Here is a 22613-nt window from a genome sequence, read left to right as displayed (position 1 = left end):
AAAGAGGCCCCCTGCCGGGGCCTCTTTTCTCCGTTTTCCATCCTGATCCCAAAAAGGAGCGTTCTATGATCCGTCTCATTGCATCCGATATCGACGGCACGCTGCTGCCCTATGACGAGACCGTCATGCCCCAGCGGCTGTTTCCCCTGATCCGCCGCCTGCGGGAGCGAAATATCCTGTTCTGTCCCGCCTCCGGCCGGCAGTACCACTCCATGCGCACGCTGTTCGCCCCCGTGGCGGACGAGATGTGCTTTCTGTGTGAAAACGGCGCCGTGCTGTACGGCCCCGGAACGGAGGAGGGCGCGCCCCTCCTGAGCAAGACGCTCCTGCCCCGTCAGGAGGCGCTGGCCCTGTCCCACGCCATTATGGACATTCCCGGCTGCGACGTCATCATCGAGGGGCAGAACCTCAACTATCTGTGCGGCTGCGGCCCGGAGCTGGTCCACGAGATGGCCGTAAACCACGGGAATCTCGTGACCATGGTGGACCGGCCCGAGGACGTGCCGGAGGAGATCGTGAAGATCGCGGCCTACTGTCCCAATGGGATGGACGGCCCCGCCGCGCTCCTCGCCCCCCGCTGGGGCAAGCCGTTCCACATGGCGATGGCGGGCCTTGTGTGGCTGGACTTCTCCATCGCCACCAAGGGCACCGGCCTTGCGGAGATGTGCGGCGCACTGGGCGTTTCGCCGGAGGAGACGGCGGCCTTCGGCGACAACTGGAACGATCAGGCCATGCTGGACATGGCGGGCCGGTGCTATCTCATGGAGCAGGCGGACGGTGCGCTGCGCCGGACGCTGGCGGACTCCCGCGCCGCCGCGGTCCGGGAAGCGCCCCGATCCTGCCGGGACGTGTGCGACGAATTGGAGGCGATCCTCTCATGCGCGCAGTGATCTTTGATCTGGACGGCGTGCTGGTCCGCACGGATCAGGCCCACGACAAGGCGTGGCGTGCGCTGGCGGGCCGTCTCGGCATCCCCTTTGACGGGCGCGCCGCGGCGCGGCTGCGTGGCGTCTCCCGGATGGAGGCGCTGGACATCGTGCTGGAGGGCTGCGGCCGCAGCTTCACCCCGGCGGAGAAGGAAGCCCTCGCCGCGGAGAAGAACGAGCGCTACCGCGCCCTCATCGCCGAAATGACCCCGGCGGACGTCGCCCCGGATACAACAGTCACGCTCAAGGCCCTGCGGGAGCGTGGGCTTTTGCTGGCGGTGGCCAGCTCCAGCAAAAATGCCCGCTTCATTCTGGAGCGCACCGGCCTGACGCCGTATTTCCACGCCGTGGTGGACGGGACGCAGATCGCCCGGTCCAAGCCGGACCCGGAGGTGTTTTTAAAGGCCGCGCAGGTGCTGGGCGTCTCCCCGGCGGAAGCGCTGGTGGTGGAGGACGCCGCCGCAGGCGTCCGCGCCGCCCGCTGCGGCGGCTTTTCCAGCGCCGCCCTCGGCCCCGCCGCTGCGGCGGAGGGCCTTGCGGACCACGAGATCCGGTCCCTGCCGGAGCTTTTGGAGCTGGTCTGACCGCTCTATCCAACCCGAAAGGAGGACGCGCCATGGGCAGACGATGCCTGATCCTCGCGCTGACCGCGCTGCTGCTCACCGGCTGTGCCGGCTCCCCGGGCCAGTCTGCGGCGACGCTGGCCCCGGCGGAGAGCGACCGGGTCGTGATCTACACCTCTCATAAGGAGGAGGTTTACGGCCCCATTGTCAAGGAGTTTGAAGCCCGCACCGGCATCTGGGCCGAGGTGGTCACCGGCGGCACCAACGAGCTGCTTGCCCGCATCGCGGGCGAGGCGGACGCGCCGGTGTGCGACGTGATCTTCGGCGGCGGCGTGGAGAGCCTGACGGCCTATGAGCGCTACTTTCAGCCCTACGCCTGCGCCGAGGCGGACCTGATCCGCCCGGGCCTGCGCCCGGCGGACGACCTGTGGACGCCCTTTTCCTCCCTCCCCGTGGTGCTGATCTACAACACCAAGCTGGTCTCCCCCGGCGAGCTGACCGGGTGGGAGAGCCTGCTAAGCGGCCGGTGGTCCGGCTCCATCGCGCTGGCGGACCCCGCTGTGTCCGGGTCCAGCTACACGGCGGCGGCCACCATGCTCTGCGCCCTCCCCGGCGACGACTGGGACCAGCTGGACCGCCTTGCCGTCCAGCTGGAGGGCCGGGTCCTGCCGGACTCCGGCGACGTGGTGGCCGCGGTGGCCGGCGGAAGCTGCCGCGTGGGCGTGACGCTGGAGGAGACCGCCCTGAAGCGTCAGGCTCAGGGAGCGGATATCGCCATCGTCTACCCCGAGGAGGGGACCAGCGCCGTGCCGGACGGCAGCGCCCTGATCGCGGGCGCACCCCATCCGGACAACGCCCGGGCCTTCCTGGACTTTGCCCAGAGCCGGGACGTGCAGGAGCTGGTGGTCAGCCAGTTCTCCCGCCGCAGCGTCCGCACGGACGTGTCCGACGGCGACGCACTGCCCCCTGCGGACGAGCTGGCGCTCATCGACTATCCCGTCCGCTGGGCGGCGGAGCTGAAGGACGCCTTCTCCGCCCGCTGGCCGGAGCTTCTGCGGGAGGAGGCGTTGTCATGAAAAACGCCTCCTTCCGCCAGAAGCTGCTCACCAGCTTTCTGGCCATCGGCATCCTGCCCCTGCTGATCTGCACGCTGCTGATGCTCAACATCTTCCGCCTTTCGCTGACCCGCAGCGCGGCGGACGCCGCCGAGACGCAGCTTGACGCCATGTCCGGCGAGCTGAGCGGGCTGTTGTCCGACTGCGAGACCGTCATGGAAAAGCTCTGCGCCGAGCCGGCGGTGGCGGCGGCGCTGGACCGCTCCGAGCTGGACGAGCAGCGCGTCTACTCCGTTTTGTACCGCGCGGCCGCGCCGGTCCTCGGCGGGGCCAGTCTCTCCGTTTACGGCGCGGACGGCCGCCAGCTCTACTCCACCTCCAGCCAGCCCGCCTCCGGCTCCCTCTCCCCCCGCTGGGGGCTGCTGGCCGCGGCGGCGGACGGCGGCGTGGTCTACCGCGGCGCATCGTCCAAAAGCTCCGCCTGCATTCAGGCGGCCTGCGCCGTCCGGCGGGGCAGCGTTCCGCTGGGATACGTGGTGGCGGACGTCACCGCCGCCCAGCTCACCGCGCTTTTCGACGGGCAGTACACCGCCACCAGCCGCCTTCTGCTGCTGGACCCCTTCTGGGATCAGGTGTACGCCTCGTCCGACCTCCCCGCCAAGACGCTGGCCGCCCGCCTGCGCAGCCAGCTTCTGGCCGGACAGGCCCTCTCCGACAGCCACGGCGCTTATGATTACTTCGTCCGGCAGGAGCCGCGCTCCGGCTTCTGTCTGGTGCTCCAGCAGCCCAAGCCCATGACCGAGGGCACCGCCGAACTGATGTATCTGGTGGCGGGGCTTTCCCTGCTGCTGTGCCTGGGGCTGTGCGTGCTGGCGTCCATGCGCTTCAGCCGCCAGCTCTTTGAGCCGATCCGCGCCCTCAACAGCGCCATGCGCGAGGTGGAGGAGGGCAACCTGAACGTCCAGCTGGACAACCGCCGCATCGACGAGATGGGCCAGCTCTCCGGTCGGTTCAACCGGATGGCCCAGCGCCTGCGGCAGAATCTGAAGGACTCCCTGCGCCAGCAGCGGGAGCTGAACGAGGCTCAGATCCGTATGATGCAGGCCCAGCTCAACCCCCACTTCCTGTACAACACGCTGGACACCATCAAGTGGATGGGCAAGATCCATCAGGCCCCGGAGATCGCCACCATCTCCGCCGACCTTGCCGACATCCTGCGCAGCAGCATCTCCGCCGATGAGCTGGTCCCTCTGCGGCAGGAGCTGCGCCTTGTGGAGCGGTACGTGGAGATTCAGAACATCCGCTTTTCCGGCGCGTTCGCCCTGACGGTGGAGGTGGACGAGCCGCTGCGGGACGTGCCGGTACCGAAGCTGATGCTCCAGCCGCTGGTGGAAAACGCCATTCTGCACGGCTTCCGGGACCGCTCCGGCGGCGAGATCCGCATCAGCGCCTACCGCGCGGAGGAGGACCTGATCCTCACCGTCCGGGACAACGGCTGCGGCGTGCCGGAGGAGGTCCTGGCCCAGTACCGGGACGGCGCGCCCCGGCCCGGCGGGCACTTCGGCCTGCACAATGTGGACGCCATCCTGCGCATCCGGTACGGACCGGACCGGGGCGTCCGCTTCGTCCCCGTGCAGGGCGAGGGCGCGTGCATCCGCATCACACTTCCGGTTTTCAGGAAAGGAGAGGAACCGCCATGCTGAAGGTCGTCGTCGTGGAGGACGAGGAGCTGGTCCGCAAGGGCATCGTGCTGACGGTGGACTGGGCCGGGGCGGGCTGCGCCGTGGTGGGCGAGGCCGCCAACGGCGAGGAGGGGCTGGAGGTCATCCGCCGCTACCGCCCGGACCTGATCGTCACCGACATCCGCATGCCCAAGCTGGACGGCATCGAGATGCTCCGCCGCCTGCGGGAGGAGGGGAACCGGGCCCACGTGGTCTTTCTCACCGCGTACAGCGACTTTTCCTACGCCCAGTCGGCGCTGAAGCTGGGCGCTGCGGACTATCTGCTCAAGCCCTTTCACGACGGGGAGCTGGAGGAGACCATCGCCCGCATCCGCAGCCGCGCCCAGACCGCAGCCCCGGCGGCTCCCGCCGCCCCGGTCCTGCCGGAGGGGCAGGGGCCGGAAAAGAGCAAATACGTCCGGGAGGCGCTGACCTATCTTTCCGAGCATTACAACGACCCGGATATCAGCGTCTCGTCCGTGGCCCGCAGTCTGGGCGTCAGCGACGGGCATCTGAGCCATGTTTTCAAGAAGGAGACGTCCTACACGCTCTCGGCCTATCTCACCAACTACCGGATGCACAAGGCCACGGAGCTTCTGCGGGACTGCCGCGTAAAGGTCTACGAGGTGGCGGAGTCCGTGGGCTACCGGGACATCGCCTATTTCAGCAGCGCGTTCAAAAAAAGCGTGGGGATGTCCCCATCGGAGTATCAGAAGCGCTGCCAGTGACCGGCGGAGCGCCGCCGGGCCGACGCAAAGACGCAAAGGAGTGTTTTTCGTGGAGATCACCATTCGGAAGGCCGATGCCGCAGATCTGGACGCCGTGGTCCGGGTCTATGAGCACGTCCACGACGCAGAGGAGGCCGGCCCCGCGCAGGTGGGCTGGGTGCGGGGCGTGTACCCCGTGCGCTCCACCGCTGAGGCGGCGCTGGAGCGGGGCGACCTGTTCGTGGAGAAGGCGGACGGCGCCGTGGTGGGCACCGGCATCTTCAACCGGCTTCAGGCGGACGTTTACGCGGGCGCTCCGTGGCAGTACGACGCGCCGGATGACCAGATCATGGTCCTGCACACGCTGGCCGTCGATCCGCAGGCCGGAAAACGGGGCCTTGGCCGCGCCTTCGCCGCATTTTACGAGCAGTACGCCCGGGAGCATGGCTGCCGGTATCTGCGCATCGACACCAACGAGAGAACTGAAGCATTACACGCTTCAAATGATCATCGCTGTTGGATTTAAGGTCAATAATCCCCGTGCGGTGTAGTTTCGCAAATGGGCGGGGCAGATCGTGAAAGACCATACCATCCAAGGCTGGACCATGGATAAGGAACGTCTGAAAAAAGGACATATGTTCACAGATGAATACTTTGAGCGTCAGCTCCAGTACATCCGTGAAATCCGGCTGTCTGAGCGGAAATTCGATCAAAAGGTCACGGACCTCTACGCTACAGCTTTCGACTACGACAAGGATGCAAGGACCACTCGTCTGTTTTTCCAGACCGTGCAGAACAAGCTGCATTATGCCGTTCATCGCCACACAGCGGCAGAGTTGATCGTGGAGCGGGCTGATGCGGCGAAAGAACACATGGGGCTGGCAACCTGGGAAAATGCACCAGACGGAAAAATCGTAAAGGCTGATGTGACCGTAGCCAAGAACTATTTGAGCGAAAAGGAAATGTCATATCTGGAACGGATCGTGTCTCTCTATTTGGACTATGCCGAGCTTCAGGCTGAACGCAAAATTCCTATGAGTATGGAGGATTGGGCGAAGCGTCTGGACGGGTTCTTGGAGTTTAACGGAAACGAACTGCTGACGGGACCCGGTAAAATCAGCGCGGAGCAGGCAAAGCTTCATGCCGAAACAGAGTTTGAGAAATATCGAATTATTCAGGATCGACTCTACGAGAGCGACTTCGATCGATTCCTCATGTTGGAGCAGTCGGCGGAGGATTCCGTGATTGAGGATTAACTCTTATTGATTACAGCGGCCCAAAATATGAATGGGCTATTACGCCTGTTTTGACAAAGAGGTTGGTATCAAATTGTGATACCAACCTCCTGATGACTATATCGACTTTCGAAGAAACTGCGGTGTTATCTGTGGTGCTGAGTCGATGCGATTTGCGCAGGCACTGTCTGCACAAATCGCTGGTTGACCACAGTTTCACCACAGACAAGCGTGGAAACAACGGGGACTGCACTTCGCGAAAGTTCTGGAAACGATGTTGTTCGGAATAGAAACGACTAAAAACAAACGGAAATTATTATAAAAAACACCAAAAATCTCTTGGTAAGGATGAGGTCACCAGTTCAAATCTGGTCAGCAGCTCCAGAAAAACACCTGAAATCTTCGGATTTCAGGTGTTTTTCGTTATAAAGATAAATCTGGGATCAAGAAGAGCTCCCGCATTGCAAAATGCAATGCAGAAGTGTTTTTCAGTCGCAGACATCATCCGCTACGCGGCACAGCACATCGGGGTGGTTGGAGATGATGCAGTCTACGCCCCGGGCGATCATATCTTTCATGTTCTCCTCGTCATTTACCGTCCAGGTGTTGACCTTCATGCCCCGGCCGTGGAACAGTTCCATCAGCTCCGGCTGATATTGCAGAAGCATATACCGGGGATGCATATTGTCGGCATTGGAGCGCTGGACATAATGTTCCATGTCCAGATAGGGCTTATCATACAGAAGGCCGGTTTCAATGTCCGGGCACAGCTCCTTGAAATGCTGCATGGAGATATGGTTGAAGGAGGAAACGAACACCTGCTCCTGCATCTGGCGTTTGCAGATTTCGTCGATCACCCGTTGCTCCAGATTCTCGTAAAACACCTCGTAGTTTTTCAGTTCCATGTTCAGCAGCATCTTGGTCTCCTTACAGAAGTCCAGTAGCTGGCCGAAGGTCCAGATATGCTGACCTGCAAATTCCGGAGACTTCCAAGCACCGATATCCAGTGAGAGCAGCTCATCATAGGTCATGTTCTTGATGAAGCCGGTGCCGTTGGAGGTGCGCTCTACAGAGGCATCATGAAAAATCACCAGCTTGCCGTCTTTGGTGATGTGGACGTCGCTTTCAAAGCCGTCGGCAGCGGTCTTTTCCACTGCCATCCGGAAGGCCAGAGGGCTGTTCTCCGGGTAATTGCCGGAAAAACCGCGGTGCGCAAGCAAAAGTGGGCGTTTCATATGATTCTCTCCTTACACGTAATAATAAAAGCGCATGACGCTCCCGTCATACGCTTTTCTCAACATCTCTGATTTGTATTATAGCCGCATAAACAGGGAAATACAAGTATTAACACAAAATTTTGGCAAAAGGAATTTCGGGACGAAATTGAACAGAAGTGCCCGCAGTTTTTGATAAAAACCGAGGCTGTTGCTGCAACAGCCTCGGTTTTGTGTGCGTTTACTGGTGGATGGCGGTGCCGGTTTTGCCGGCTACGCCGTCCTTGGCCTTTTCCAGCAGCGTGATGAGGGCGGAGCGGCCGGGGGCACTTTCGGCAAACTCCACGGCGGCCTCCACCTTGGGCAGCATGGAGCCGGGGGCGAAGTGGCCCTCACCGATGTACTTGCGGGCCTCGTCGGGGGTCAGGGAATCCAGCCACTTTTCATCGGGCTTGCCGAAATTGATGGCAACCTTTTCCACGGCAGTGAGGATGATAAGGGTGTCGGCTTCCACCTGCTGAGCCAGTACGCAGGAGGCGAAGTCCTTGTCGATAACAGCGGCGGCGCCCTTCAGATGGTGCCCCTCAGTCTTGTAGACGGGAATTCCGCCGCCGCCGCAGGCCACCACCACCAGCCCAGCCTCTACCATATCACGGATGGACTGGATCTCAATGATCGATTGAGGTCTGGGAGAGGCGACCACCCGGCGGTATCCGCGGCCGGCATCTTCGATGACGTTGTAGCCGCGTTCAGCCACCATCTTGTCAGCTTCTTCTTTGGTCATGAAAGCACCGATGGGCTTGGTAGGGTTCTGGAACGCCTCATCATTCGGGTCCACCTCAACCTGAGTAAGCACGGTGGCTACACCCTTTTGGATGCCGCGGTCCAGCAGTTCTTCCCGCAGCGCGTTTTGCAGGTCATAACCAATGTAGCCCTGACTCATGGCCACGCATACGGACAGAGGACAGGGAATGTACTTTTCCGGCTCGGAGCGGGTCAACTCGGCCATGGCCTTCTGGATCATGCCCACCTGAGGGCCGTTTCCGTGGGCGATGATGACCTCGTGTCCTTCTTCGATCAGATCGACGATAGCCTTGGCAGTCTGCTTCACGGCGATCATCTGCTCAGGGAGATTGCTGCCCAGAGCGTTGCCGCCCAGCGCGATCACAATACGCTTACCCATGAAAAACACCTCAATTTGTTTAGATTCTATACATTTTGGAGCAAAAACGGCAATAGATGCCCCGTGTTGTGGGGGTGCCGCTGAGACGGCTGTCATGGCCGCCGGTGAAAATGAGGGAGCCCGTCCGCACAGATACAGGCAGGTTGACCTATGCGGACGGGCCTCCGGAATGGAAAAGGGATGTCAGGCGGAAAGCCTGTAAAATACAGCGTGTTCTGAGAAGATTTACTTCTGGAACCAACGGGCGATCCCGCGCTCCTCCAGAGCCTTCAGCGTGGTCTGAGGATCCTTCACCTTAGCCAGGAAGATCATGGCGGCGATGATATAGGGCTTGTAGGAAGCTTCCTTATACAGGGGCGTGCGGTAGCGGTCGAACACAGAAGCCTCAACCTCGCCGTCCTTGCAGGAAACATCGTTGATGTCGGCGGGTAGGCAGTGGAGATACAGGGCCTTGCCGTCCTTGGTGGTCTTCATCAGTTCCTCGGTGCAGCACCAATCCTTGTGATCGGCGTTCTGGGCCAGCAGTTCCTTCTCCAGAGCCTTGATGCCGTCGGCGTCGCCCTCAGCGTATAGATTAGTGCGCTTCTCCATAGCGGCGAAGGGAGCCCAGCTCTTTGGATAGACGATATCAGCGTCCTTGAAGGCCTCGGCCATGGAGTTGGTCTTGGTGAAGGAACCACCGGTCTTGGCGGCGTTGGCCTTGGCGACCTCCTCCACCTCGGGCATGACCTCGTATCCCTCGGGGTGAGCCAGCACCACGTCCATGCCGAAACGGCTCATCAGGCCGATGACGCCCTGAGGCACGGAGAGGGGCTTGCCGTAGGAGGGGCTGTAAGCCCAGGTCATAGCGATCTTCTTGCCCTTCAGGTTCTCCACGCCGCCGAAGTGGTGAATGATGTGCAGCATGTCGGCCATGCACTGGGTGGGGTGGTCGATATCGCACTGCAGGTTGATCAGGGTGGGCTTCTGCTCCAGAACGCCGTCCTTGTGGCCCTGCGTCACGGCCTCAGCCACTTCCTTCTGATAGGTGTGGCCCTTGCCGATGTACATATCGTCACGGATGCCGATGACGTCGGCCATGAAAGAGATCATGTTGGCAGTCTCGCGGACAGTCTCGCCGTGAGCGATCTGGCTCTTGCCCTCGTCCAGATCCTGGACCTCCAGGCCCAGCAGGTTGCAGGCGGAGGCGAAGGAGAAACGGGTGCGGGTAGAGTTGTCCCGGAACAGGGAAATGCCCAGACCGGACTCGAAGATCTTGGTGGAGATGTTGTTCTCGCGCATATAGCGCAGGGCATCCGCCACGGTAAAGACGGCTTCCAGCTCGTCATCGGACTTGTCCCAGGTCAGGAAGAAGTCACCCTCATACATCTCTTTGAAGTTCAGGGCGTTCAGCTTGTCGATATATTTTTGCAGAGTAGCGTCCATGATAATTGGCTCCTTTATAAATCTATATTTTGTGCTTGGAAGAAACGGTCTGAAACGGTTTCTGTGCGAATTACTGAATGTCGTTATTGGTCTTGCCGGCCCGGAACTGGGAAACATCGGCAGTCTTGTTCTCCTCCTTGTACAGACCGGGCACGGCGGCGTACAGGGCGGCGCAGGTCACAAGATCCTGCTTCCAGGTGATCTCATTGGGGGCATGGGCCTGAGACTCCGCACCGGGGCCGAAGCCAACGCAGGGGATGCCGTAACGGCCTTGGATAGCTACGCCATTGGTGGAGAAGGTCCACTTGTCAATCAGGGGACGGTGACGCAGGTGCATCGCGCCGTCGGGGCCAATGCGCTCCTCACCGTACAGCGCATGGTGGGCATCCACCAGAGCCTGCACGTGGGCGGCGTTTTCCTTGTTGATCCAGGTGGGGAAGTAGCACTCGGTCTCGTAGACCTCGCCGGTCCAGGAGGGCCGGTCATACATATACATGGAGACCTTCACATCGTCGCCGTACTTCTTTACGCTGGGCAGCTGGCGGATCTCCTCCAGGCAGGAGTCCCAGGTCTCGCCGGCAGTCATGCGGCGGTCGATGGAGATGGAGCAGGAGTCAGCCACAGCGCAGCGGGAGGGAGAGGTGTAGAAGATCTGAGAGGTGGTGCAGGTGCCCCGGCCAAGGAACTGAGCGTCCTCGTAATGCTCGGGGTTGAATGCGGGATTCAGCATCTTCACGAGGCCCTTGATCTCGTTGGAGGGGCCGTCACCGTTCTCATTGAGCGCGCGGACTTCCTGAAGAATGTCGGCCATCTTGTAAATGGCGTTGTCACCACGCTCGGGCGCGGAACCGTGGCAGGAAACGCCCTTCACATCCACACGGATCTCCATGCGGCCGCGGTGGCCGCGGTAGATGCCGCCGTCGGTGGGCTCGGTGGAGATAACGAATTCCACCTGCTCCTTCTTGATGCCGTTGGCGGGGAAGTACTTGTTGACGATGTACTGCCAGCACATACCGTCGCAGTCCTCCTCCTGCACAGAACCCACCACCATGATCTTATAGCCGGCGGGGATCAGGCCCAGATCCTTCATGATCTTGGCGCCGTAAGTGGCAGAGGCCATACCGCCCTCCTGGTCGGAGCCACCGCGGCCATAGATGACCTGATCATCCTCGTAGCCCTGGTAGGGGTCATGGGTCCAGTTGTCGATGTTGCCCACGCCTACGGTGTCGATGTGGGAGTCGATGGCGATGATCTTGTCGCCATCACCCATCCAGCCGATGACATTGCCAAGACCGTCAATCTCCACCTTGTCATAGCCAAGCTTTTCCATCTCGGCCTTGATGCAGTGAACAACCTCACGCTCCTCACAGCTTTCGCTGGGGTGGGAGATCATGTCCCGCAGGAAGCGGGTCATATCGGCCTGATAGGCCTGAGCGGCTGCTTTGATCTTCTCAAAATCCATGGTAGTAATCTCCAATTTTATTTCTCAAATTTTGATCGGGTTCGCCTCTGGACCGTGCATTCAGCAGGGCTTCTGCGGGGTGTCATCGGTGGGATACTCACCGTCCCACACCACCCGGCGATACTTTTCGGGATCGGTGTTGCCCTCAGTGGAGAACATGAGCACCCGGCTGTGCCGGTCCAGCTCCAAAGCGTCCCGCAGCTCCTTGTAGGTGTCATCACACATGATGGCGTCCAGAACACCCATGCCCACGGCGCCGGATTCGCCGGACACCACGCGGGGGTCGCCCTTGACGGGGGAACTCAGCATCCGCATACCCTTGGCGCTGACCCAATCGGGGCAGGAGATGAAGGCGGACACATGGTTCCGCAGAATGTCCCAGGAGATCGTGTTGGGTTCGCCGCAGGCCAGACCGGCCATGATGGTTTTCAGATCACCGGTGACGATGCGGGGCTTGCCGTCATTGGCCAGCGCGCCCTGATACAGGCAGTCAGCCGCCCCGGCCTCCATCACCACGAACTTGGGAGGATCGTTGGGGAACAGGTTTGCGAAGTAGCCCACCACCGCACCGGCCAGAGAGCCGACGCCGGCCTGGACGAACACGTGGGTGGGACGGTTTACGCTGCACTGACGAAGCTGGTCGGCGGCCTCATTAGCCATGGTGCCGTAGCCCTGCATGATCCAGGAGGGGATCTCCTCGTAGCCGTCCCAGGCGGTATCCTGCACGATGACGCCGTGTTCCGTCTGTGCGGCTTCCGCAGCAGCCATACGCACACAGTCATCGTAGTTGACTTCCTCGATGGTGACCTTGGCGCCCTCCTTGGCGATATTGTCAAAGCGGGACTTGCTGCTGCCCTTGGGCATGTGCACCACAGACTTCTGGCCCAGTTTGTTGGCTGCCCAAGCCACGCCGCGGCCATGGTTGCCATCGGTGGCGGTGAAGAAAGTGGCCTGACCGAATTCCTTACGGAAGGCTTCGCTGGTCAGGTAGTTGTAATTCATTTCGGACACGTCCCGGCCCATCTCGCCGGCGATGTACCGGGCCATGGCGAAGGAGCCGCCCAGCACCTTGAAGGCGTTGAGACCAAACCGGTAGGACTCATCCTTCACATACACACCCGCCAGCCCCAGATACTGTGCCATACCGTCCAGCTGCGCCAGAGGGGTGATGGAGTACTGGGGGAAGGACCCGTGGAAGGAGCGGGCCTTGGCCACATTGGGCAGGGACATCACATCCAGATGCTGATCGTCACTCTTTGGCATATGATTGAGGACCCATTTGAGCTGATCTTTCATGGAATACTCGCCTCCAAAATCTTTTTACTTCATGGCAAAATTTATTTAGCTTTCTGAGACCATCATAGCATGTGTTCTTCGGTTGTCAAGCAGAAAAACTCAAAAAAATGCTGTAAAGCTAAAACTTTTTTTGGTTCCTCTTGCGGAACCTGTGCGCAAGGCTGTTTTTTCCAAAAATCGGGCCTCCGCAGCAGGGATATTTCCCCGGCTTTCCATGCATGGAAGGTTTGGAAGTGCCCTTGCTTTTTACGGAAGGCCTCTTCGTGAGTGGAGGGAGATCTGACTTGTTTTCAGATATATCGCTCCTGCTGCAATCTGCTTGACGGCCCATACACTTTAATGAGAAAATTAAAAATTTTTAGGTCTCAAAAAAATGGTTGAAACTCACTAAAATTATGATACAATAATGAAATAATCATAGCAGGTCTGTCAGCGGCAACGGATCGGACCGTGTATTCCATGGTTTGCCCCGCTCTTTTCGGGGCGTTTCTGCCACGGACCGGAAAAGGAGGGCATTTACGTGCCGAATGCATCTACGCTGCAATTTCTCTTGACGCTGGCAAAGGGGATTGCCAGTCAATTCGGCCCCAACTGCGAGGTGGTGGTTCACGATCTTGCCACCAATGACCCGGAACGGTCCATCGTTGCCATTGAAAACGGACACGTCACCGGACGCAAGGTGGGGGACGGGCCCTCCCATGTGGTTCTGGAAGCCCTGCGGGGGAATCCCGAACAGCTCCACGATCACCTGTCCTACCTGACCCGGACCAAGGATGGGAAGACCCTGAAATCCACCACCATCTATATCCGAGATGATGACGGTGCCCCTATTGGCATCTTCGGCATCAACTACGATATCACCCTGATGCTGGCCATGGAGAACGCGATCAAGCAGTTTACCGCCACCGAAAGGGACGAGAAGGAGCCGGAGCCGATTGCCCGGAATGTCTCTGACCTGCTGGATGAGCTGATCGAGCAGAGCGTGAAGGTGGTGGGTAAGCCAGTGGCCCTGATGAACAAGGAGGATAAGGTCAAGGCGGTGCAGTTTCTCAATGAGACCGGAGCCTTCCTCATCACCAAGAGCGGCGACCGGGTATGCAAGTTCTTCGGCATCTCCAAGTACACTCTGTACAGCTATATTGACGAATCCAAGGCGTGAAACATCTCAAACACAGACGTTCAGATGCTTATCATGCTTATTATTAAGACAGATCGGCTGCAAACCGAGGTTTGCAGCCGATCTGTCTTGTTTAACAGGATAACGAATGGAATGTGAAAAACCAAAAGGGGGAGGCTTCTTTACGAAGTGTATCTGTCAAGTAAAAATAGACACGAATAAAAAGTCATAGCATCAGAATCCCAATTCAGTTTTGTACTGGATTGGGGTTTTGTAATCCAAGGCAGCGGCAAAACGTTCGGAGTTAAAGTATAGGACATATTGATCCAGTGTCTTTTTGAGGTTGGAAACTTTACTGATACCAAAATCCAGAATCAATTCGGCCTTCATCCATCCGTTCAGAGATTCGATAATTGGGTTGTCCGTAGGTGTTCCGGCTTTTGACATTGAGCGAATTATGTTATAATTAGAATGAGTCCTTGAGAAAGCTCTGGAGGAGTAGACTGCGCCTTGGTCGGTGTGCAAGACCGTACCTGCGGTCTGCTCCTTCACATTTTTTACGCGTTTGCATAGTTGATCCAAACAGTTATAGTAGGTTTTGGGATCTCCTCGATAAGGGTGAATTTTGCCTGGAAACTCAAAGATCACCCTTAGGCGCAGACAGAGTGCACAACCCGCTGCAAATCGGATTGTGCACTCTGCTCATTAAAATATTTACTTGTTCAGCAGTTCACTGCTGCGGCCGCAGCTTGCAAACAATTCGATATATACCTCAGTTCGTCAAAGGAATCCACATCCAGCTTTCGGTAAAGGTTGCGATTGTGGGTCTTGACCGTGCTGGCGCTGATACACGCCAGCTCCGGGATATCCTTAACGGTATAGCCGTCCATATAATATTGCAGGATGGTACGTTCCGTGCCGGTCAGCGTACTGGCCCGCTCTGCAAAGCCCCGCAGCCGTGCCTCCACATCCGGCGGCAGCGTTCCCGTTGGCCGATCACGGATGGCGGCAAGCAGCTCGTCGATCTCCGGGATACCGGAAGCGACCATCTCTGTACCGCCCCGTACTGCCGCCAGACTTTTATTGATGGGCTTTACGAATTGGCGGGACAGCACCGTTGCCACTACCAGCATGGCCAGCAGGAAGAGAACCGCTCCCAGGAACCATGCAATCTGGGACCCCGTTTCATAGCTGCGGAAGGTCCCGTCCGGCACCAGCGTCACAGCGGCAAGGGGGATGCCGTCCCACGTGGCAGCATCCAGAAGCTGGTGCCGTCCCAGATAGGTGTTCTTCCCATCGCTGTAAGTGGTGTAGTATTTTCCGTCGCTGATGTGCAGAATGCCGTTGGCCGTCAGGCGGGAGCCGTCAGTGGCACCCAGCATGGCCCCGGAGAGAAGCAGGCTGTCGCCGTCTATGGGGGCTGCCAGCGTCAGCATATTGCCGAAGGCGCTGGGGACTGTATTATGGGAAAGACTGAAATAAAGATCGCTGATCTCCGCACCGCAAAAGCCCCTTACGGTACCGCCGCCATCCAAAATGGGTAAGCACAGCAGCATGACCTGCTCCCAAGTGTCCGGCAGCTCTGTGTGTTTTGTCCACAGGCAGCCATCTGCCAGCCGGGCCCCCTGATAGGCGGTGACCTGATCGCTGCCGGGGATCAGAGCGGCGTTCAGCTCCGGATTCCAGCGGTTGTGCATTTGAAGCTGCAAGCTCCGGGCTGTTTCCGCCGCACCCCGGAAGCAGATCACATCCTACTCGGAGGCCACCGTTGGCTGTAAGCCAGAATAGCGGAGGTATAACCCCGCCCGGAAATCCTCTGCATTTGGCAGAGAGGTGTTGGCGGTGACGTTCAGACCGAAGAAGATCCCACTGCACGAGGCTGCGCCCAGAGTGTTGCTTAAAGGCGTATACAGGCGCTTTTCCAACTCCGCAATGGTATCCGGATTGTTGTTCAGTTCATCAAAGGCGATGCCCTTGGCGGCAAGAAAGACGTCCAGTTCCTTTCCCAGTTTTTCCGACATAGCCATGCTTTGCGCTGTTAGTGCGTCCATTTGGGAGTCCAGAGCGGCGTAGGTGTTCCTCTGCTGAATATCCAGCGTTCCGGACAGCTGATGCGCGGGATGGGACAACACGCCAGTGGCCATCAGGGTAGACAAAATCGCCGCCATCAGCAGCAGCACCATGATGAACCGGTACAGCAGCAGCCGCAGCCCCATACTGGGACCGGCTGCACGCTTTTTTTGAATTGCTTCCCTGATTGGCCGCATTGGCGCTCCCTCTCTTATGTACCGTAATCTAACTTAAAGCTGTCCAGCGTGTCCCAAACCAACTCCTCCGCCGTACTGGAGCCCTTCTGATATTGGGCACGGCCAGCCATCAGCTTCAGCCGGGACAGATTTTCAAACCGTGTTTCCAGATCCAGATAGTTCTCCATCTGCGGCGCGTAATAGAAGGTGTAGGATTCCTGCATCTTGAGATAGGTCTCATACAGAGAGACATACATGGGGTTGCTGAGCTGCTCCACAGCGGCGGGAAGGTAGGCATCAAATGCCTCCTACGTCACCGGCATATAGCCGAGGCTGGTGACAAATTCCACGTTTCGCTCCGGCGACGTCAGCCATTTAAGAAAGGTAATACACGCTTTTTCCCGCTCCGGGGTGGATTTTGTCGTGCACATTCCCACGCCCCGCTGCATGACCAGTTTTTCGCCGCCGTCAAACACCGGGTAGGGCATGGAGGTGATAGACACCTGCTCCGAGGTGTTGTCGGGATAGGTCACCGTGTCGGAGTAATAGAGTACACTGGCAGAGGACGCTACGGAGACAATGGTATCGCCGGTGCGGAGAGATTCCGTGGCGTAGCCGTCCTGTAACCACACACCGCCCTCCAGCGCCGCGTGGGCGTAAGGCTCCCATGCCCGCTCAAAGGCTGGGCCGAAGCGGACGCCGTCACTTTGGAAAAAATTCTCCCCCAGCGACTCCACCCCTACCTGAAAGTAGTTGAAGTGATAGTCGTTGACAAGAAAGCACTTCCCAGTATCCGCGGCATACCGCTTCGCTAAGGCGTAGATGTCTTCCCAGGTGGTCAGATCGTCATAACTGGCCCCAGAGGTGGCTGCCCAGCGGTCAAACAGCGTCCGGTTGACGAACAGTACCTCAGTGGATTTGGCCAGGGGCAGAATGGCCTGCCGCCCGCCGATCTGTCCCTCCTCCACAAAGGCGGGGATAAATGTTTCCAGTTCCTCCGGACTGAAATAGTCCCGGTAGTCCACGATCATGTCCTGATCCGGGAGAGCCAGCACCGTTTTGGGGTAGGACACGAACATATCCGGCAGGGAAGGGGCGCCTGGGTCACTGTTGGCGGCGGCCAGCACGCTTTTATGGATGCTGCCGCTGTTGCTGACCAGCTCTACCTTCACCCGGATATTCTGCTCCACGCCGATGGTGCTGTTGAACTGCTCAATCAAACCGTTCAGTGGGGAATCCACCTCACCGCCGTAGACATGCCACAGCGTCACGGTCAGCGGGTCTGCGTCCTTTTTCTTTCCGCACCCTGTCATCACGGACAGCAGCGCCAGCGCCAGCAGACACAGAACGATCCTCTTTTTCATATCAGCCCCACCCCTTCCAAAAGAATACCGTGGCTGCGGATGTCTTATCCGATATAATATAATAATGTAGTATAGCATACTTTACTGTCGCTCATAACAGAAACAGATGTCTGCGAAAGAGAGACGGGGGATCGTGGACTGCGGCAGTTCTAACGGGCTGACAGCCCGCTTGATTTTCTCGCTTCGTTTAGGCTGTGTCTGTCAGCCAAACCGCCATCAAAATCAGTTTGCATAATTCTAAACCGGCAGCGCTTCTCGTGGCAACTTTTGGCAACCAAACGCAGCCTGCGACAGCCGGTAGCAGCTGAATGAAACGCTGTGTGTAATGTCCTCCATCCACCCTATAAGCACGGCTTATTGTTTCTCTGGCTGAATAATTCTTTCAAATATCACAAGAAATTGCCGTCAAGTGCTTGACAATCAAGCCTTTCCGTGGTATCCTTATCAAGCTGACGATTTACTCGGAGGGCAATGCAGGTGTAGCACAATGGTCAGGGCACCAGCCTTCCAAGCTGGGGATGCGGGTTCGATTCCCGTCACCTGCTCCAGATTTGCGCCAGTAGCTCAGCTGGATAGAGCAACTGCCTTCTAAGCAGTGGGCCGGGGGTTCGAGTCCCTCCTGGCGTACCAGCTCTCTGGGCGGCGTCGGCTTGAACGGTTTTTATATGTGGTGGGTGTAGTTCAATTGGCAGAGCACTGGATTGTGGTTCCAGGTGTTGTGGGTTCGAGTCCCATCACCCACCCCAGACATGAGGGGGCCGGGGTATCCCCGGTCCCTTCTTTTTTCCACTTAGGGGCGTAGCCAAGTGGTAAGGCAAGGGACTTTGACTCCCTCATTCGCTGGTTCGAGTCCAGCCGTCCCTGCCATTGACCATGAATACGGCCTCTCGGCCTGTGATTTATAGGTAATAAGTGTTTTACTCTGATCCGGTAGCTCAGTCGGCAGAGCAACTGCCTTTTAAGCAGTGGGTCCGGGGTTCGAATCCCCGCCGGGTCACCAGAAAAACGGCACACATAAGTGTGCCGTTTTTTTGATATAATGGATCAGTCATACTTGAGTTGTCCGGCAGTCAGCTGTGCCGATGGCTCGGCCGCCTTAAAATCCCGCTAATTCTCCCTGCATTATCAAGAAAGTGCATTTGAAAAAGTGCACGATGTAACTTGAATTTTCCTCCCTGCTTTTTGATATGATGCACAAATGTCCGCCAGTGAACGCCATTCTTGCCAAAAATGAAACCAAAAAGGGCCATAATCAGGCCAATATTGTGCAAAATGCGTGTTTATTGAAAGAACATTTGGCGGAAATGTGTATTGAAAACAAACGCTGTCCGTCATACAATGACAGTATAGTTAATTGTGGTTTTTGAATCATAGACAAATAGGGGGATTATTATGGTAACTTTACAGATGATTCAGGAAGCCCAGGAGTCTCTGAAGGGCATTGCCCGCAAGACTCCGCTGGAAAATGCCAATCGGCTGGGCGAAAACATTTACATCAAGTCTGAGAACCTGCAGCTCACCGGCGCTTTCAAGATCCGCGGCGCCTACAACAAGATCCGTTCCCTGACTCCGGAGGAAGCTTCTCACGGTGTCATCGCCTGCTCCGCCGGCAACCATGCTCAGGGCATTGCTCTGTCCGCCACGAAGCTGGGCATCAAGTCCGTGATCTGCATGCCCGAGGGCGCTCCCATCTCCAAGGTGGAGGCCACCCGCAACTACGGCGCTGAAGTGGTTCTGGTCCCCGGCGTTTACGATGACGCCGCCCGCGAGGCCGAGCGTCTCTCCAAGGAGCACGGCTACACCTTCGCACATCCCTTCAACGATCCGTATGTCATTGCCGGTCAGGGCACCATCGGTCTGGAGATCCTGGAGCAGCTCCCCGAAGTGGAGCAGGTCGTGGTCCCCATCGGCGGCGGCGGTCTGATCTCCGGCGTGGCTTTCGCCATCAAGCAGCTCAAGCCCTCCTGCAAGGTCATCGGCGTGCAGGCCGGCGTTGTGGCTTCCATGTATGCTTCCCGTCAGGCCGGTAAGGTCACCACTGTGCCCGATGCCGCGACCCTGGCTGACGGCATCCATGTGCTGACTCCCGGCAGCCTGACCTTCGAGATGTGCCAGAAGTATGTGGACGAGATCGTCACCGTCAGCGAGGACGAGATCGCCGCTGCCATCCTGGCTCTGCTGGAGGTCCAGAAGACTGTTGCCGAGGGCGCTGGCGCTACTCCCGTGGCTGCCTGCATGTCCGGCAAGGTCGATACCACCAAGAAGACTGTGTGCGTGGTTTCCGGCGGCAACGTGGACGTGACCACCCTGTCCCGCGTCATCACCCGCGGCCTGACCTACGGCGGCCGTCTCGCTACCATCACCACCAAGCTGGCTGACCGTGCCGGCAGCCTGGCCAACCTGCTGAATGTTGTCGGCGGCACCGGCGCCAACGTGGTCCGCATCCATCACGAGCGTGAGGATGTCAACTCTGAGGTCAACGCATGCGTGGTGTCCATGGTCCTGGAGACCCGGAACGCCGATCACGTGCAGAAGATCAAGGATGAGCTGACTGCAAAGGGATATTCTCTGCTGGACGCGTAAGCGGCAGCAGCTGGATATAAAAGAAGAGAAAAAAGGAAAATCAGAAAAGGAGGATGTCCGTGTGAGATCACACGGACGAGAGAAATGAAAGAAAAGAAAAAGATGAGCCTGTTGCTCAAACTGGTCATCGCCATCGTACTCGGTATCGTGGTCGGTTTCGTGACCCCCGGTATGGGTGCCTTCGGTGAGGTCATCATCCGCATCGGCGCTACCTACAACAGCATCTTCGGCAACTTCCTGAACTTCGTGATCCCTCTGATCATCATTGGCTTCGTCGCCCCCGGTATTGCTGACCTGGGCGCCGGCGCTGGTAAGACTCTGGCCGCTACCACTGGTGTGGCTTACGGCTCCACCATCATCTCCGGCACTCTGGCCTTCGTTGTGGCTTCCCTGCTGTATCCCCACATGGTCCACGCTGGCATGTTCATGGAGAACGCCGCCAACGCTGAGGAGACTGTGCTCTCCGGCTACTTCACCATTGAGATGCCCGCCATCATGGGCGTTATGACCGCTCTGCTGATGGCCTTCATCCTGGGCCTGGGCATGGCTGTCATCAAGGGCAACACCATGAAGACCGTGATGAACGAGTTTGCTGAGATCATCGACAAGCTGGTCAGCAACATCGTCATCCCCCTGCTGCCCTTCCATGTGTACGGTATCTTCGCTAAGCTGGCTTATGCCGGTACCATCGTGGAGATCATGGGCTCCTTCATCAAGGTGTTCGCTATGATCCTCGTTCTGCACTGGGTCATCATCGTGTTCCAGTACACCGTGGCCGGCAGCGCTGCCAAGAAGAATCCCTTCGCTCTGATCAAGAACATGCTGCCCGCTTACACCACCGCTATCGGCACCCAGTCCTCTGCCGCTACTATCCCTGTTACCACCCAGTGCACCAAGAATAACGGTGTCTCTGACGGTATGGCCGAGTTCGTGTGCCCCCTGTGCGCTACCATTCACCTGTCTGGTTCCACCATCACCCTGACCAGCTGCGCTATGGCTGTTATGGTGATGACCAATCAGTCCATCGGCTTCGGCAAGATGTTCCCCTTCATTCTGATGCTGGGCGTGACCATGGTTGCTGCCCCCGGCGTCCCCGGCGGCGCTGTCATGGCTGCTCTGGGTATCCTACAGTCCATGCTGGGCTTCGATGAGACCATGTGCGGCTTGATGATCGCTCTGTACATCGCCCAGGATAGCTTCGGTACTGCTTGCAACGTCACTGGCGACGGCGCTATCGCTGTCTTCATGGACGCTATCACCGGCAAGAAGAAGGCTGCTGCAAAGTAAATTTCCATTTTCTCTTCTCTTATACATGCTTTCTGTTTTGGAAAGGGGAGCGCGGACAGTCCATTGGACTGTCCGCGTTTCTCTTTCTTTTTGCAATTTGGAGCGAAAGCGGAAATGACGCTTGCGCTGACGGTTAAAATAAGGTAAGATGAAGCCAACCAGCAAGCCCTTTGGAAACCGTTGTAAAAGTGGAGGTACTCATTATGAAGTGGATCATTGTTCCTATCCTCGTTGCGCTGCTCCTGATCCTGGTTGTCAGCAATATCGTCATTGTTCAGCAGTCCCGGGCTTATGTGGTGGAGCGGCTGGGCGCGTTCCGCACCGTTTGGAATGTGGGCCTGCATCTGAAGGTGCCTTTTATCGAGCGCGTTGCCAAAAAGGTGAGCTTGAAGGAGCAGGTGGCGGATTTTGCGCCCCAGCCTGTGATCACCAAGGATAACGTCACCATGCAGATCGACACGGTCATCTACTTCCAGATCACCGATCCCAAGCTCTACACCTACGGTGTGGAGCACCCCATGAACGCCATCGAGAATCTGACGGCCACTACCCTGCGAAACATCATCGGCGATATGGAACTGGACCAGTCCCTTACCAGCCGTGATACCATCAACTCCCGGATGCGCTCCATTCTGGACGAGGCCACGGACCCCTGGGGCATCAAAGTTAACCGGGTGGAGCTGAAAAACATCATCCCGCCCAAAGAGATCCAGAACGCCATGGAAAAGCAGATGAAGGCGGAGCGGGAGCGCCGTGAATCCATCCTTCAGGCCGAGGGCCAGAAGCAGAGTCAGATCCTGGTGGCGGAGGGCGAGAAGCAGTCTGCCATCCTGCGGGCCGACGCCGCCAAGCAGGCAAAGATCATGGAGGCCGAGGCGGAAAAGACCGCGAAAATCCTGGCGGCTGAGGCAGAGAGTGAGGCCATTATGAAGGTCCAGCAGGCCACGGCGGATGCCCTGAAGCTGCTGAACGAGGCTGCGCCCAACGATCAGGTGGTGAAACTGAAGGCGTTGGAGACCATGACCAAGGTGGCGGACGGCAAGGCCACCAAGATCATCATCCCCAGCGAATTGCAGGGCTTGGCGGGTTTGGCGGCCAGCGCCAAGACCGTGTTCGAGTCCGAAGAACCCAAGGCATAAACAGTGAAGCAAAGCAGTCCCGCGGCCCAAAAGCCGCGGGACTGCTCTTGTCAAAACTGACCTTATCAAATTTATAAGAACTGGCATTTG

Annotated in this window: 20 protein-coding genes, 5 tRNA genes and 1 pseudogene; 16 read left to right on the top strand and 10 right to left on the bottom strand. The window is 58.3% G+C overall.

What is annotated here, in order from left to right; all coding sequences use genetic code 11:
- Window positions 1–65 precede the first annotated feature (65 nt).
- From H8Z83_RS07395 to H8Z83_RS07365, 7 genes and pseudogenes are all read left to right on the top strand, one after another.
- The gene (locus H8Z83_RS07395) at window positions 66–890 is read left to right on the top strand and encodes an HAD family hydrolase (protein ID WP_187014433.1); all 825 of its coding nucleotides are present in this window, start codon (window positions 66–68) and stop codon (window positions 888–890) included.
- Window positions 878–1510 carry a beta-phosphoglucomutase gene (gene pgmB / locus H8Z83_RS07390; protein WP_187014432.1) on the top strand — a complete coding sequence of 211 codons (633 nt, stop codon included), beginning with the start codon at window positions 878–880 and terminating at the stop codon, window positions 1508–1510. Before H8Z83_RS07395 ends, pgmB begins: the two co-directional genes overlap by 13 nt.
- Before the next feature lie 32 nt (window positions 1511–1542).
- Window positions 1543–2565: an ABC transporter substrate-binding protein gene (locus H8Z83_RS07385; protein WP_187014431.1), complete on the top strand. Its 1023-nt coding sequence runs from the start codon at window positions 1543–1545 to the stop codon at window positions 2563–2565.
- Entirely contained in the window at window positions 2562–4247 is a 1686-nt protein-coding gene (locus H8Z83_RS07380; protein ID WP_187014430.1) for a sensor histidine kinase, read from the top strand. The genes H8Z83_RS07385 and H8Z83_RS07380 overlap by 4 nt, the downstream gene beginning before the upstream one ends.
- Window positions 4241–4993, top strand: coding sequence for a response regulator transcription factor (locus H8Z83_RS07375; protein ID WP_187014429.1), 753 nt, complete (start codon window positions 4241–4243; stop codon window positions 4991–4993). The genes H8Z83_RS07380 and H8Z83_RS07375 overlap by 7 nt, the downstream gene beginning before the upstream one ends.
- Window positions 4994–5033: 40 nt before the next feature.
- Entirely contained in the window at window positions 5034–5498 is a 465-nt protein-coding gene (locus H8Z83_RS20140; protein WP_366463926.1) for a GNAT family N-acetyltransferase, read from the top strand.
- A pseudogene (locus tag H8Z83_RS07365) lies at window positions 5446–6228 on the top strand (virulence RhuM family protein); the annotation flags it as partial. The gene H8Z83_RS20140 and the pseudogene H8Z83_RS07365, both read left to right, overlap by 53 nt.
- A 467-nt stretch (window positions 6229–6695) precedes the next feature.
- Here H8Z83_RS07365 and H8Z83_RS07360 read toward each other — a convergent pair.
- From H8Z83_RS07360 to dpaL, 5 genes are all read right to left on the bottom strand, one after another.
- Entirely contained in the window at window positions 6696–7442 is a 747-nt protein-coding gene (locus H8Z83_RS07360) for a glycerophosphodiester phosphodiesterase (RefSeq protein WP_187014427.1), read from the bottom strand.
- A 220-nt stretch (window positions 7443–7662) separates the two neighbouring features.
- On the bottom strand, window positions 7663–8604 hold the full coding sequence (gene arcC / locus H8Z83_RS07355) for a carbamate kinase (protein ID WP_187014426.1): 942 nt from the start codon (window positions 8602–8604) through the stop codon (window positions 7663–7665).
- 225 nt (window positions 8605–8829) lie between these two features.
- Entirely contained in the window at window positions 8830–10029 is a 1200-nt protein-coding gene (gene ygeW / locus H8Z83_RS07350; protein ID WP_187014425.1) for a knotted carbamoyltransferase YgeW, read from the bottom strand.
- A gap of 70 nt (window positions 10030–10099) precedes the next feature.
- Complete coding sequence (locus H8Z83_RS07345) at window positions 10100–11491, bottom strand: YgeY family selenium metabolism-linked hydrolase (protein WP_187014424.1); 1392 nt, start codon at window positions 11489–11491, stop codon at window positions 10100–10102.
- A 60-nt stretch (window positions 11492–11551) separates the two neighbouring features.
- Window positions 11552–12787, bottom strand: coding sequence for a diaminopropionate ammonia-lyase (dpaL, locus tag H8Z83_RS07340; protein WP_187014423.1), 1236 nt, complete (start codon window positions 12785–12787; stop codon window positions 11552–11554).
- Between the two features lie 520 nt (window positions 12788–13307).
- On the opposite strand from dpaL, the gene H8Z83_RS07335 reads away from it, so the two are divergent.
- On the top strand, window positions 13308–13946 hold the full coding sequence (locus H8Z83_RS07335; RefSeq protein WP_187014422.1) for a helix-turn-helix transcriptional regulator: 639 nt from the start codon (window positions 13308–13310) through the stop codon (window positions 13944–13946).
- A gap of 192 nt (window positions 13947–14138) precedes the next feature.
- On the opposite strand, the gene H8Z83_RS20135 is transcribed toward H8Z83_RS07335, so the two are convergent.
- The 5 genes from H8Z83_RS20135 to H8Z83_RS07315 form a co-directional block, all read right to left on the bottom strand.
- Complete coding sequence (locus tag H8Z83_RS20135; RefSeq protein WP_366463936.1) at window positions 14139–14351, bottom strand: integrase core domain-containing protein; 213 nt, start codon at window positions 14349–14351, stop codon at window positions 14139–14141.
- Window positions 14352–14626: 275 nt separating this feature from the next.
- Window positions 14627–15652 (bottom strand): LuxR C-terminal-related transcriptional regulator, encoded by a 1026-nt coding sequence (locus H8Z83_RS20130; protein WP_187014420.1) that lies wholly within the window; start codon window positions 15650–15652, stop codon window positions 14627–14629.
- A 3-nt stretch (window positions 15653–15655) separates the two neighbouring features.
- The gene (locus H8Z83_RS07320) at window positions 15656–16171 is read right to left on the bottom strand and encodes a hypothetical protein (protein ID WP_187014419.1); all 516 of its coding nucleotides are present in this window, start codon (window positions 16169–16171) and stop codon (window positions 15656–15658) included.
- Between the two features lie 14 nt (window positions 16172–16185).
- Window positions 16186–16407, bottom strand: a complete 222-nt coding sequence (locus H8Z83_RS19515; RefSeq protein WP_243184811.1) for a hypothetical protein — start codon at window positions 16405–16407, stop codon at window positions 16186–16188.
- 51 nt (window positions 16408–16458) lie between these two features.
- Window positions 16459–17514 carry an ABC transporter substrate-binding protein gene (locus H8Z83_RS07315; RefSeq protein ID WP_243184809.1) on the bottom strand — a complete coding sequence of 352 codons (1056 nt, stop codon included), beginning with the start codon at window positions 17512–17514 and terminating at the stop codon, window positions 16459–16461.
- A gap of 473 nt (window positions 17515–17987) precedes the next feature.
- Here H8Z83_RS07315 and H8Z83_RS07310 point away from each other — a divergent pair.
- From H8Z83_RS07310 to H8Z83_RS07275, 8 genes are all read left to right on the top strand, one after another.
- Window positions 17988–18062, top strand: a tRNA-Gly gene (locus tag H8Z83_RS07310).
- A gap of 5 nt (window positions 18063–18067) precedes the next feature.
- Window positions 18068–18144 (top strand) — tRNA-Arg (locus H8Z83_RS07305).
- A 40-nt stretch (window positions 18145–18184) separates the two neighbouring features.
- A tRNA-His gene (locus tag H8Z83_RS07300) sits at window positions 18185–18260 on the top strand.
- A gap of 46 nt (window positions 18261–18306) precedes the next feature.
- A tRNA-Gln gene (locus tag H8Z83_RS07295) sits at window positions 18307–18381 on the top strand.
- 57 nt (window positions 18382–18438) lie between these two features.
- Window positions 18439–18514, top strand: a tRNA-Lys gene (locus tag H8Z83_RS07290).
- Between the two features lie 392 nt (window positions 18515–18906).
- A complete protein-coding gene (ilvA, locus tag H8Z83_RS07285; protein WP_187014418.1) occupies window positions 18907–20097 on the top strand; it encodes a threonine ammonia-lyase in 1191 nt (396 codons plus the stop codon).
- Between the two features lie 84 nt (window positions 20098–20181).
- Window positions 20182–21384, top strand: coding sequence for a dicarboxylate/amino acid:cation symporter (locus tag H8Z83_RS07280; RefSeq protein WP_187014417.1), 1203 nt, complete (start codon window positions 20182–20184; stop codon window positions 21382–21384).
- A 203-nt stretch (window positions 21385–21587) separates the two neighbouring features.
- Entirely contained in the window at window positions 21588–22523 is a 936-nt protein-coding gene (locus tag H8Z83_RS07275; protein ID WP_187014416.1) for an SPFH domain-containing protein, read from the top strand.
- Window positions 22524–22613: the final 90 nt, after the last annotated feature.

It is taken from the genome of Dysosmobacter segnis (genome assembly GCF_014297285.1).
GTDB lineage: Bacteria > Bacillota > Clostridia > Oscillospirales > Oscillospiraceae > Oscillibacter > Oscillibacter segnis.
This window is presented reverse-complemented; position numbering and strand designations above follow the sequence as displayed.